Source organism: Streptosporangium sp. G11, from assembly GCF_051192615.1.
In the GTDB taxonomy this organism is placed as follows: domain Bacteria; phylum Actinomycetota; class Actinomycetes; order Streptosporangiales; family Streptosporangiaceae; genus Streptosporangium.
Genome location: NZ_JBPJUQ010000022.1, coordinates 23,285 through 35,307 on the forward strand (window position 1 = coordinate 23,285; position 12,023 = coordinate 35,307).

The 12,023-nt window shown below is 70.2% G+C and carries 12 protein-coding genes; 9 read left to right on the forward strand and 3 right to left on the reverse strand.

Annotation, left to right across the window (positions count from 1 at the left end; all coding sequences use genetic code 11):
• Positions 1-67 precede the first annotated feature (67 nt).
• From trpS to ACSDR0_RS21470, 4 genes are all read left to right on the forward strand, one after another.
• Positions 68-1,072 (forward strand): tryptophan--tRNA ligase, encoded by a 1,005-nt coding sequence (gene trpS, locus ACSDR0_RS21455; protein ID WP_435290637.1) that lies wholly within the window; start codon positions 68-70, stop codon positions 1,070-1,072.
• Between the two features lie 267 nt (positions 1,073-1,339).
• Positions 1,340-2,263, forward strand: coding sequence for a YihY/virulence factor BrkB family protein (locus tag ACSDR0_RS21460; protein ID WP_435290638.1), 924 nt, complete (start codon positions 1,340-1,342; stop codon positions 2,261-2,263).
• Positions 2,264-2,327: 64 nt separating this feature from the next.
• Positions 2,328-2,681, forward strand: coding sequence for a PadR family transcriptional regulator (locus tag ACSDR0_RS21465; RefSeq protein ID WP_435290639.1), 354 nt, complete (start codon positions 2,328-2,330; stop codon positions 2,679-2,681).
• Positions 2,678-3,766, forward strand: a complete 1,089-nt coding sequence (locus ACSDR0_RS21470; RefSeq protein WP_435290640.1) for a hypothetical protein — start codon at positions 2,678-2,680, stop codon at positions 3,764-3,766. Before ACSDR0_RS21465 ends, ACSDR0_RS21470 begins: the two co-directional genes overlap by 4 nt.
• Positions 3,767-3,776: 10 nt before the next feature.
• On the opposite strand, the gene ACSDR0_RS21475 is transcribed toward ACSDR0_RS21470, so the two are convergent.
• Complete coding sequence (locus ACSDR0_RS21475; protein ID WP_435290641.1) at positions 3,777-4,682, reverse strand: helix-turn-helix transcriptional regulator; 906 nt, start codon at positions 4,680-4,682, stop codon at positions 3,777-3,779.
• Positions 4,683-4,784: 102 nt separating this feature from the next.
• Here ACSDR0_RS21475 and ACSDR0_RS21480 point away from each other — a divergent pair, with 102 nt between their 5' ends.
• Together ACSDR0_RS21480 and ACSDR0_RS21485 are read left to right on the forward strand one after the other, a co-directional pair.
• Entirely contained in the window at positions 4,785-5,507 is a 723-nt protein-coding gene (locus ACSDR0_RS21480; protein WP_435290642.1) for an SDR family oxidoreductase, read from the forward strand.
• 8 nt (positions 5,508-5,515) lie between these two features.
• Positions 5,516-5,884, forward strand: coding sequence for a hypothetical protein (locus ACSDR0_RS21485; RefSeq protein WP_435290643.1), 369 nt, complete (start codon positions 5,516-5,518; stop codon positions 5,882-5,884).
• A 34-nt stretch (positions 5,885-5,918) separates the two neighbouring features.
• Here the strand turns inward: ACSDR0_RS21485 and ACSDR0_RS21490 are convergent, their stop codons facing one another.
• On the reverse strand, positions 5,919-7,181 hold the full coding sequence (locus tag ACSDR0_RS21490; RefSeq protein ID WP_435290644.1) for a D-alanyl-D-alanine carboxypeptidase family protein: 1,263 nt from the start codon (positions 7,179-7,181) through the stop codon (positions 5,919-5,921).
• A 105-nt stretch (positions 7,182-7,286) separates the two neighbouring features.
• On the opposite strand from ACSDR0_RS21490, the gene ACSDR0_RS21495 reads away from it, so the two are divergent.
• Positions 7,287-7,487, forward strand: coding sequence for an SCO4848 family membrane protein (locus tag ACSDR0_RS21495; protein WP_435290645.1), 201 nt, complete (start codon positions 7,287-7,289; stop codon positions 7,485-7,487).
• Here ACSDR0_RS21495 and ACSDR0_RS21500 read toward each other — a convergent pair.
• Complete coding sequence (locus tag ACSDR0_RS21500; RefSeq protein WP_435290646.1) at positions 7,446-8,861, reverse strand: peptide ligase PGM1-related protein; 1,416 nt, start codon at positions 8,859-8,861, stop codon at positions 7,446-7,448. The genes ACSDR0_RS21495 and ACSDR0_RS21500 overlap by 42 nt on opposite strands.
• Positions 8,862-9,397: 536 nt before the next feature.
• On the opposite strand from ACSDR0_RS21500, the gene ACSDR0_RS21505 reads away from it, so the two are divergent.
• Together ACSDR0_RS21505 and ACSDR0_RS21510 are read left to right on the forward strand one after the other, a co-directional pair.
• Positions 9,398-10,639, forward strand: coding sequence for a M20 family metallopeptidase (locus ACSDR0_RS21505; protein WP_435290647.1), 1,242 nt, complete (start codon positions 9,398-9,400; stop codon positions 10,637-10,639).
• A gap of 300 nt (positions 10,640-10,939) precedes the next feature.
• Positions 10,940-12,019 (forward strand): BMP family lipoprotein, encoded by a 1,080-nt coding sequence (locus tag ACSDR0_RS21510; protein ID WP_435290648.1) that lies wholly within the window; start codon positions 10,940-10,942, stop codon positions 12,017-12,019.
• Positions 12,020-12,023 lie beyond the last annotated feature (4 nt).

Sequence of the window (12,023 nt, forward strand, 5' to 3'; positions counted from 1 at the left end):
AGGTGTCGCCGCCGGGGGCCGTGATCGGGGCGCGAACCACTCCCGGCAGCTGACAGAATTGGCTGCTATGGCCAGTCCTCGTGTCCTGTCGGGAATCCAGCCCACCGCAGACTCCTTCCACCTGGGAAACTACCTGGGTGCCATCAGGCAGTACGTCGCCCTGCAGGAGGGATACGACGCCTTCTACTGCGTCGTCGACCTGCACGCGATCACGGTGGACTACCAGCCGGAGGTGCTGCGCAGGCGCTCCAGGGTCGCCGCGGCCCAGCTCTTCGCCGCCGGTCTCGACCCCGAGCGCTCCACGGTCTTCGTGCAGAGCCACGTCCGTGAGCACACCGAGCTGGCCTGGGTGCTGATCTGCCTCACCGGCATGGGCGAGGCCGGGCGGATGACCCAGTTCAAGGACAAGGCGGCGAAGGCCGGTGAGAGCTCGGCCAGCGTCGGGCTGTTCACCTACCCGATCCTGCAGGCGGCCGACATCCTGCTCTACCAGGCCAACCGGGTGCCGGTCGGCGCCGACCAGAAGCAGCACCTGGAGCTCACCCGCGACCTCGCGCAGCGCTTCAACCACCGCTTCGGCGAGACCTTCACGCTGCCCGATCCGCACATCGTCAAGGGGGTCGAGAAGATCACCGACCTCCAGGAGCCCACGGCGAAGATGTCGAAGTCCTCCTCCTCGCCCACCGGGATCCTCGACCTGCTGGAGCAGCCGGGGCCGCTCCGCAAGAAGATCATGCGCGCGGTCACCGACACCGGCTCCGAGGTCCTCGCCGACGACGAGAACAAGCCCGGCGTCACCAACCTGCTGCGCATCCAGTCCGCGCTGAGCGGCGTCCCGATCCCCGAGCTGGAGACCCGCTACGCCGGGCAGGGGTACGGCACGTTCAAGAAGGACGTGGCCGAGCTCGTGGTCGACACCTTCACCCCGATCCGCGAGCGCACCGAGAAGCTGCTCGCCAACGAGGCCGAGCTCGACCGGATGCTCGCCGTCGGGGCCACCCGGGCCCGCGCGGTGGCCTCCGAGACCATGGCCAAGGTGCGCGACCGGGTGGGGTTCCTGCCCACCTCCTGATCCTCCGTCGCACGGTCCGGGCGGTTTTCCGTCCGGACCGCGACGCCTCCCGTGCGACCCGGGGATCTTCCGAGGCACGGGCTCCGGCGGGCCTCCCGCCCTCCCCGCGATCCTCCCAACGCGGTTCCCGCCCTCCCCGTGACCCACGGCTTCCCGTCCCCGGCGTTCCCGTCCGCTCCGTGGTCTCCCGTGTACGCACGGCTGCTTTTACCGCCGCCGACCACGATCGGGGCGGCGGTGATTGGGTAGAGGGCGCACGTGACAAGCGTGCTGGAACGTATCCAATCGGCCCGTGAGCGATTCGGGCGGAGGCTCGGCGCGACCCGGATCAGGTGGCACTGGTTCGATCATCTGGTCAGGACCTTCCAGCGCTACCAGATCCAGTCCGGTGACCGGCTCGCGGGGGCGGTCAGTTACTTCGCCTTCCTGTCGTTCTTCCCGATCATCGCGCTGGCCTTCGCGGTCTTCGGCTACTTCCTCTCCGTCAGGCCCGACGCCGTCGTGACCCTGCAGACGGCGATCAACCAGTACCTGCCCGGCCTCGCCGACAGGCTGCCGATCCAGCAGATCGCCGGGTCCAGGACCAGTGCCGGGATCATCGGCCTGCTCGGGCTCCTCTACGCCGGGCTCGGCGCGATCGACGCCCTGCGCGGCGCGCTGCGCGAGATCTCCATGACGACCGAGGCGCCGCTCAACTTCGCCCTGGCCAAGCTGAGAGACCTGGCCGCCCTCGTGCTCGTCGGCACCACGATGGTGGCGTCGGTGCTGGTCGCCGGTTTCGCCACCCAGGCCAGCGGGGTCGTGGCCGAGTGGTTCGGCCTGGCGGGGTCGCCGGTGGCCTCCGCCACGATCTGGCTGGCGGGGCTGGCTGTCAGCGTGCTCACCGACGTCGTCGTCTTCCTGATCATCCTGCGCTGGCTGGGCCGGTCCAGGCAGCCGCTCCGGGTGCTGCTGCGCGGCGCCCTGCTCGGCGCGGCCGGTTTCGCCCTGCTCAAGCAGCTCGCCGTGCTGATCCTCTCGGGCACCCTGAACAATCCCGTCTACGGGGTGTTCGCCGTGGTGGTCGGCCTGCTGGTCTGGATCAACTTCTCGGCCCGGGTGATCATGTACGCCGCCGCCTGGACCGCCACCGCCTCCCTCGGCCCCCCGCCCGACCCCACCCCGGTCCCGGCGACCGCCATCCCCGCCTGAAGGCCCGGCATCCCGCGAGTTCCGCCTCTCGGCATATCCTGCTTTCCGATATATGCTGTGAGGTATGACTCCAAGGGCGATGACGGAGCCGGCGTTCCTCATTCTCACCGCACTGGTCGGCGAGCCGTGTCACGGCTACGGCATCGTGCGGGAGGTCGAGCAGCTGTCCGGCGGGCGGGTTCAACTCAGAGTCGGCACCCTCTACGGCGTGCTCGACCGGCTGGCGGGCGACGGGCTGGTGGCCCTCGACCGCGAGGAGGTCCAGCAGGGGCGGTTGCGCCGCTACTACCGGCTCACCGACTCCGGCTCGCGGACGCTGGAGGCCGAGGCCGTCCGGCTGGCGGAGAACGCCAGGACCGCCGTCGACCGTCTCAGCGCCCGGCGCGGTCGCCCGTCCGCCGCCGGAGGCCTCGCGTGAGGGCGGGCGAAGGTGCGGGCGAGGGGGGCGGCGCGCCGATGAGCCTGCTGGAGAGGCGCTACCGCCACTGGCTGCGGCTGCTGCCCGCCTCCTACCGCGCCGGGCGCGAGGAGGAGATGGTCTCCGTGTTCCTGGAGGGCTCGCCGGGCGTCTCCGACGCCGACGGGCCGCGGCCCCGCTGGTCGGAGATCGCCAGCGTGGCCGCGCTGGCGGTCCGGGTCCGCCTCGGGGGAGGGGGCGACGCGGCGCCGAGGTTCCTCGCGTGGGGCGAGACGGTCCGTCTGGTGGCCCTGCTGGGGCTGGGCCTCCAGGCGTTCCTCGGAGCCCTGGCCGCCGTGAGCACCCTGCGCGCGTACGGGATGATCGGCGCGGCCGCACCCCTGCTCGCCCAGGCGGCGGGCCCTCCGGGGTCGCCCGAGCGGCTCGCGAACATCCTGGGAGGCCTCGCGGGCCTCCTCTGGTTCGTCCCGCTCGCGGCGCTCCTTCTCGGACGCCCGCGCGCGGCCAGGGTGTCGGTGCTCCTCGCGCTCGTGCCGGGGCTGGTCCAGGCGTTCCTGAGTGTCTTCCCCGGGAGCGCGCTGGCCGGCCTGCTGACGCCCCTGGTCACCGTGTCGGCCCTGTGGGCCGGTTTCCACCGGGACGCGCGCCCCGCGCGCCGGTCGCCGTGGCTCCTGGCGGCCCCCCTCGCCGCCGGTGCCGCCGTCGCCACGCTGTACGAGGTGATCGCGTCTCCCGCCGTGACCGTCGCCTGGATATGGCCGTGGCTGGACGAACCCGGCTTGACGAGCGCGTTCATCCTGGGGGCCGGCGTCGCGTACGCCCGCGTGCACGCGTACGCACCCGCCCGGCGCACCCCGTCGTGGCCGCTGGCCCTGGCGATCCTGGCGCTGCCGGTGCTGTGCGCCCGCCTGGCCGGGCTGAACCACGCCTTCGGCTTCGCCGACGAGGTGAGCCGGATCATCACGATCGGCATGCTCGGCCAGGCGGCGCTGCTCCTGGCCTTCGTCGTCGGGAGCGCCGTCCTGGGGGTCAGGACCCTCCCGGCCGCACCGGCCCGGAGTCGCGAAGGACAGGTCGGGGGATGAACGCCTCCGCTCAAGGCCTCGCCGTCCCCAAGCTGTCCGGGGCGCCGGCTCCGGTCTTCCACGGACGCGTCCGCGGCGCCTCAGAGATGCCGCGGCCGGTCACCCGCAGCGTGTCGAGCGCGACGGCTTCGGGCGTTCCGGGCTCGGCCGAGTACACGAGCACGGTCTGGTCGCCGTCCGGGAGCAGGAGGGTGTCGCAGTCGAGCGTGATCGTCCCCAGACCGGGATGGCTGATGCTCTTGGTCGCGGGACGCCATGAGGAGGATCGCCCCTCCCGCCACAGTTCGTCGAATCGCGGGCTGCCACGACGTAGTTCCTTGATCATCTGTGTCAGATCGGGGTCGGCGGGGTAACGGGCCCGGGCGGCACGCAGCGTGCCGACCGAGGCGCGAGCGGCCGAGTCGTCCTCGTCCGGGCCCGCGGCGACCTGGCAGCGGCTACTACCGAGAAAACGTTGCCAGATGAGGTTCCTTCGCCCCCGAGGCCACGCGGACATGTCGCCTTGAAGCGCCGCCCCGAGGGGATTCCAGGCCAGCACGTCGCCCTTGGCCGACAGCACCAGCACGGGCAGATCCGCCATGCGGTCCAACAGCCGAAACACGCTCGGCCGGATGACTCCCGCGATGCGTCCGGCCTGGGGCGGCTCGTGGCCGGCGAGCCGGAACACCAGGTCGCGGTCATCGTCGTCGAGCCGCAGGGTCCGGGTCAACGCGGCGATGACCTGGCTTGAGGGCCGTGGCCCGCGCCCCTGCTCAAGCCGGACCACGTAATCGACGCTCAGCCCCGCGAGCATGGCCACTTCCTCCCGGCGCAGGCCCGGCACCTGGCGGCGCGTTCCCGACGGCAGCCCGACGTCCCGCGGTCGCACACGAGCGCGGGCCGTGCGGAGTACTTCGGCGAGTTCGGCGCGGTTCACTCCTCGATGATGCCGCACGGACCGTGCCGTCCGGGTGGTACCGCCGGTCCCATGCCTCAGCGGTCCTGGCGTGCCCGGACGCGCGCACCCACGATCGATCCCATGACAGACGTGAAGACGGTGGCGCTGGTCACCGGAGCGAACAAAGGGCTGGGCCAGGAGACCGTACGCCGCCTGGCCGGTAGAGGATGGCTGGTCCTCCTGGCCGCTCGGGACCGGGGACGCGGCGAGCACGCCGCGGACACGCTGGCGGCCGAGGGGCTCGATGTCGAGTTCGTCGAGCTCGACGTGACCTCGGAGGAGTCCGTGGCGGCGGCCGTGAAGGCCGTCGCCGGGCGCGTGGATCACCTGGACGTGCTGGTCAACAACGCCGGAGTCGGAGGCCCACCGCTGGATCCGGCCGACACGGAGGCCGGCATGCTACGGGAGTTGTACGAGGTCAACGTGTTCGGCCAGGTTCGGGTCACCCACGCGTTCCTGCCGATGCTCCGGAAGTCGGAACAGCCTCGCATCGTCATGGTGTCCAGTGGTCTCGCCTCGCTGACCCACGCCGGCGACCCCACCCGCCCCGAGTCGGGCTTCCTGGCCCTGGACTACGCCTCGTCGAAGGCGGCGCTCAACATGATCGTGTCCCAGTACGCCCGAGCGCTGCCCGGATTCAAGGTCAACGCCGCGGATCCGGGCAACCCCGCCACCGACATGAACGGTCACACGGGTATCCACACCGTCGCCGAGGGGGCCGGTGCGATCATCAGGTTGGCTACCTTGGATCATGACGGGCCGACCGGAGGCTTCTTCGACCGTAACGGGCCCGTCCCCTGGTAGGAGCGAAGATGACGACGATTCTGACGATCGGGCTCCATCCGAGCGCGATCGACTACACCAAGTATCCGGGCCTCGACGAGGCGACGCTCACCGCACGGGTCGAGCAGGGCGACGCGGCCCTGCGGGCGGCGGGTTTCGACGCGGTGTCGTGCCTGATCGGTGCGGACCCGGATACGGCGGAGAAGACCATCCGCGGACGGTTGTCCGAGGGCCCCTTCGGCGTGGCCATGATCGGAGGTGGTGTGCGAATGGCACCCGAGCACACCGTCTTGTTCGAGCGGTTGATCAACGTGCTGGTGGAGACGACGCCCGGAATCCGGTTCTGCTTCAACACCTCGCCGGAGACGACGGTCGACGCCCTTCGCCGTTGGGTGTAGCCCCCGGTGCGCGGTGCGGGCCGGGGGCTCCGGATCACCGCGCCCGGCGGGAGCGCCTCCGCAGGCCGTACGTCAGTCCTGCCAGGCCGGCCAGCAGGGCGGCGCCGGCGGCGTAGTAGCCGATCGGGACGCCCTCGTCGGCGGGTCTGGAGGCCGCGGCCGGGTTGTGCGCGGTGACGGGGGCGGGTGTGGCCGTGGTCGCCGAGGGGGTGGGCAGCGGGGCGGGCTCGGGGATCGGGTCGACCAGCCGTCCGACCGGGGTGACCTTGCCGCGGTTGGCGAAGCCCCAGTCGAGCAGGTCGGCGACCTCCTCCCAGAAGTAGCCGTCGTGGCGCATGATCGACACGATGACGGTGTGCCCGTTGCGCTTGGCGGCGCCGACGAAGCTGCCCAGGGCCTTGGAGGTCCAGCCGTTCTTGACGCCGATCATGCCCTTGTAGCGCCAGAGCAGCTTGTTGTGGTTGCCGATCTCGTAGTAGCCCTTGGGTGCAGGGAACTTGTCGGTCTTTGTGCTGATATATCGCCGAAAATCGGCGTTGGCCAGGCCGGCGCGGGCGATCAGCGCCAGGTCGTAGGCCGAGCTGCTCTGGCCAGGCTTGTCCAGCCCGCTCGGCGTCTTGGCCACCGTGTCGAACGCCTGCAGGCGCTTGGCCTCGGCGTTCATGTCCGCCAGGGTCGTGGACAGGCCGCCGTTGGCCTCGGCCAGGGCCATCGCGCAGTCGTTGCCCGAGACCAGCATCAGCGCCTTGAACAGGTCCTCGACGGTGTAGAGGGGCTTGGGGACCAGGCCGACCGCGCTGCCCTCCTCGTTCACCGCGCGCATGCTCGGCCGGATCTTCCGGTCCTTGTCGAGCTTCGGGATCAGGGTGAGGGCGGTCAGCGCCTTCAGGGTGCTCGCGGGAAGGTAGCGCCCGTGGGCGTCCTTGGCGGCCAGCACCTCGCCGGTCTCGGCGTCGGCGATCACGTACGCCTTCGCGGCAGTCTTGGGAGGGGCCTTCACGCCCGGGGGAAGGGTGAGACCCCGATCCCCGAGCCGGGATCCGCCGACGGGCTCCCTCTCGCGACGCGTGCGCGGGCCCGCCTGCGAACCCGCTCCCGTCCGCACGTCCAGCGCGCCGACGCTCGCGCGCGGGTCCAGCGAACCGGTGCCCGCCCGTACGTCCGGCGAACCGGTTCCCGCGCGCGGGTGCAGCGGGCCGCTCGCGGGCGCGTCCGTGACCTGGGCCTGTGCGGGCGCGCCGAGGAGGGCGGTCGCCGCGAGCAGCACCCCGACGGGCGCGAGATGTTTGATCCCCATGATGATCTCAGGGTAGCTTCGTACCGGTTCGCATGGAGTTACAGGTGCCCTGACCAGCTACGAGCCACTCAGCGGAATACTGACATCATGCAAATAACGCGAAAGGTGGCCGTTTTTCTGATCGGCCTTGCCGCTTTCATGATCTTCGAATGGATCACCCTTGGCTTCAACCTCGCGGACGGTCATCCGACGTCCTTCTACGTGGTCCACGGCATCCTGATCGCCGCCAACATCGTGCTGGCGATCGTGCTCGGCGCGATCGGCCTACGCGGTCTGGCGCAGCGCGCCCAGCGTCCTCCGATGTAGGTCGGCGGCCTCCTCCGCGGAGTCGCCGATGCTGGTGAACCCGAGCTTGCCGAACTTCGTGATCCCGCCCAGCATGTGCAGCACGTTCCCGGTGCGGCGCTCGCGGTCGAAGCCGAGCCCCTCGTCGTGGACCAGCTTGACCACCTCCCCGGGGGGACGGCCCCGCAGCGCGGGCGCGGCGCAGTTGTCCGTCGCCACGTAGTGCTTCGGCCGGCCCGCGTGCACGAGCGTGCCGCTCTTCGGGTCGTACGACGCGCCGGTGGTCAGGAGGGCGGCGCCGAACGGGTGGGTGGTGCCGCCGATGCGCAGGTTGATCTCGCACATCAGCGTCCGGTAGCCGCCGTCGGTCTTGACGGCGAAGAAGTCGATGCCGAACAGCCCCACCACGCCGCGGCCCGCGAGGATCCTGGCGATCCGCTCGGCATGCGCGCCCAGCTCGGCCCGGTACTCCTGCCGGGCGGGGAAGCTGCAGCCCTGGTAGACGTCGCCGTTGGGGCCGCCGAGGACCTGTTCGTGGGTGGCGACCACGTCGTACGCGCCGCCGGGGGTGATCCGCGCCAGCGCGCTGGGGGAGTGCAGGGGCCGGTCCTCGATGAACTCCTCGATCACCGCTCCCCGCTCGGCGACCTTCTCGGCGAACGTCGTCCAGTCCTCGTCCGAGGCGGAGAAGCTCGTGGGGCAGGCGGCCAGCGGCCGGTCGTCCTTGGTCACGATGGCGTTGCCGAGCCCCGAGTAGCTGTTGTTGAGCTTGACCATCAGCCTGCTCGTGGGACTCATCGCGCGGGCGGCGTGCTCCACCTCGGTCAGCGAGCGCAGGTCACCGAAGCCCCTGACCAGCGGCACCCCGGCCTCGTCGCCGATCACACGCCCGCCGCTCTTGGAACCCAGGTGGGCCAGGGAGGTGGCGGGGCCGTACACCGGCAGGGAGAGGATCGTGGCGAGGCGCTCCTCGTACTCGCTCACCACGAACGGCACCATCCAGGCGCTCCTGCCGTTCCTGCCGCCCCCCGAGGGGGCGTCGCCCTCCGGATGGTCGCCGAGGGCGGTGCGGATGCGCGCGATCACGTCCGGGCGGCGCAGCAGCGCCTCGGTGAGCGGATGCGTGTCGGGATCATCCAAACTGATCATTTGCAGGCGCGTGCGGGCCTCGTCGGGATCGTCGAGGAAGCCCAGGTAGTAGTCCACCACCGCGCTGTCCACCGGCGTCGAGGTCACGTAGACGACCTCGACCTTCGGCCTTCTCAGGGTGAGGAGGAGGAACAGCAGCCGCTCCTCGTAGCAGAGGGCTCCGGTGATCCTGCGCAGCTCATCCTGGGGTAGCGACAACGAGGGAAGGACCACCAGGGTGCCCTCGTCCGGTTCAAATATGCTCAAACGCGACTGCCTCTCCCCGAATGGGATGTTAGTGATCATGTGAGGAGTGAAACACGCATTCTTCCTGTTTACATCACTCCGCCGGGTTCGATGACCGGCACCTGAGGTCACGTAAATTGCCAGGTCGGCGATGTTTGGAAATGGCTCGGGGGTTACCTGGGGCCGGGGAGGCCGTCCCCCAGTGTGACCACCGTCTCATAGTCAATATGGGCCATCTTTCCTGGTCCTCCCGGGTCAGAAGGTGTACGAGTGGGGCATGGGGTGACAAAACATTTGGCTTAGATGTCGGCGAGCTGCTCGGGGGGAGAGATAAAGTCGTTGTCATCGCCAACGCGGCGGCTTCCCCGGATCACCGGCCTGCCGTTCCCACGTCGGCGACCGACCAGTTCGTGCCGACACGGCCCGTGAGAACCCACTCCGGCCCGTCGGTGCGGCGATCGCTTTTTTTCGAGACTGCCTCATGGGTTTCGAGATCCTGGGCAGTGGCACGGTGCGTCGAGGATCCAGGCCCGCCGGCGCGGATGGGACGGTGAGCAATGCGGGGGCGTAATTTGCGGGGAGAACTCGACACGTTCCTCGCCGGGCGCGAGCAGGAGCTGATCAGCTTCCGCCGAGACCTGCACATGCATCCCGAGCTCGCGTTCGCCGAATACCGCACGACGCAGCGCGTCGCCGAGCGCCTGATCGCCGCGGGACTCTCACCCTCGGTGCTGCCGCGCGGCACCGGCCTGCTCTGCGACGTCGGCAGCGGTGACGGGCCGACCGTGGCGCTGCGGGCCGACATCGACGCGTTGCCCGTGCCGGACGAGAAGGACGTCTCCTACAGCTCGACGGTCCCCGGCGTCTGTCACGCCTGCGGTCACGACGTGCACACCGCGATCCTGCTCGGCACCTCGCTCTTCCTCGCCCAGCAGGCCGAGGCCGGTCTGCTGCCCGGCCGGGTCCGGCTGATCTTCCAGCCCGCCGAGGAGCTTCCCGGCGGCGCGCTGGAGGTCATGGCCTCCGGCGGCATCAGCGGTGTCGACCGCATCTTCGGCCTGCACTGCGACCCCCGGCTGGACGTCGGCAAGGTCGGCCTCAAGGCCGGTCCCATCACCTCGGCCTGCGACAAGGTCACGATCCGGGTGAGCGGTCCCGGCGGGCACACCGCCCGGCCGCACCTCACCGCGGACCTCGTCTTCGCGCTCGCCAAGATCCTCACCGAGCTGCCCGCCGCGCTCTCGCGCCGGATCGACCCCCGCTCCTCGCTCAGCCTGGTCTGGGGCCGGGTCGAGGCGGGCTCGGTCGCCAACGCCATCCCGGACGACGGCGTCGCCGAGGGCACCGTGCGCTGCCTGGACGAGGCGGCCTGGCACGCGGCCCCCGACATGATCAAGTCGCTGCTGGAGTCGGTCGCCGGCGCGTACGGCGTCGAGGCCGAGATGGAGTACGTGCGCGGCGTGCCGCCGGTGGTCAACGACAAGGTCAGCGTGCAGATGCTGGCCGAGGCCGCGGAGGGCGTGCTCGGCGAGGGCGCCCCCGTGCCGACGGAGCAGAGCCTGGGCGGCGAGGACTTCGGCTGGTACCTGGAGTCGATCCCCGGCGCGTTCGCCAGGCTCGGCACCCGCGAGCCGGGGTCGGCGCACCTGGCCGACATCCACCAGGGCACCTTCGACGTCGACGAGAGCGCCATCGGCACCGGGGTGCGTTTCCTGGCGGCGACCGCGCTGACGGCCCTGTGGGAGGGGCAGCGTCCCATCGCGGGCGAGGCGCTCATGGCCGTGAACGCCGACAACTAACGCGCTCCTGACATCTAGTCAGCCGAAAAGTCCGGACATATCCTGATGGACCAGTCGGTGATCCCCGAAGAAGATCGCCGACTGCCGGGCGGGCGTGCCAACTCCGGGCCGTTGCCGACGTCCGGAGCTACCAGCAGGTAACCCTGTCCCGCTTTTGTGTCACAAGGTGGCCTGAGCTGGATAACGGACCTGTTGCGGACTCATGCGTTGGTTTGGTCAACCCTGATGGACCAACTATCTTCCGTGCAGGGTTGCCGTGCGTCTCTTCGCGCGTGCACTGAAACGCGAAGGGAGTCCATCTTGCTTCAGAACCGATTCGGCAAGCTGGCCACGACCGCACTTGCGGGCAGCATGCTCATGGCAGTTGCCGCGTGTGGTGGAAGCGAGGAGCCGGCCACGTCGGCTCAGCCGAGCGGGGCCGCCAGCAGCGCGGCGCCGGCCGCGACGGGGCCGAAGGTCGGTCTCGCGTACGACATCGGCGGGCGTGGCGACCAGTCGTTCAACGACTCCGCGGCGGCGGGACTCGACAAGGCCAAGGCCGAGCTGGGCCTGGTCGAGGTCAGCGAGCTGGAGGCCGGTAACGGCGAGACCGAGGCGGCCAAGGAGGAGCGGCTGCGCCTGCTCGCCGACGGCGGCTTCAACCCGATCATCGCCGTGGGCTTCGCGTACTCCAACCCGGTGAAGAAGGTCGCGACCGAGTTCCCCGACGTCAAGTTCGCGATCGTCGACGACGCCGCGGCCGCCGCCCCCAACATCTCCAACCTCCTCTTCGCCGAGCACGAGGGTTCCTTCCTGGTCGGCGCCGCGGCGGCGCTGAAGAGCAAGAAGAACCACGTGGGCTTCGTCGGCGGCGTCCAGGTGCCGCTGATCAACAAGTTCGAGGCCGGGTTCGCCGCGGGCGCCAAGGCGGTCAAGTCGGACGTGAAGATCGAGGTCAAGTACCTCACCCAGCCGCCGGACTTCACCGGCTTCAGCGACCCGGCCAAGGGCAAGACCGCGGCCGAGGGCATGTTCGACGCGGGCGCCGACGTGGTCTACCAGGCCGCGGGCGGTTCCGGTGGCGGCGTGTTCGAGGCGGCCAAGGCCGCCAAGGGCCTGGCCATCGGCGTCGACTCCGACCAGGCGAAGACCGCCGCCCCCGAACTGCAGAGCGTCATCGCGACCTCCATGCTCAAGAAGGTCGACGTCGCCGTCTTCGACTTCCTGAAGAGCTTCACCACCAACGCCGTGAAGTCGGGCAGCACCATCTACGACCTCAAGGCCGGCGGCGTCGACTACTCCACCACCGGTGGGCAGGTCGACGACATCAAGTCCAAGCTCGACGACTACAAGCAGAAGATCATCTCCGGCGAGATCACCGTCCCGGACAAGACCTCCTGACCTG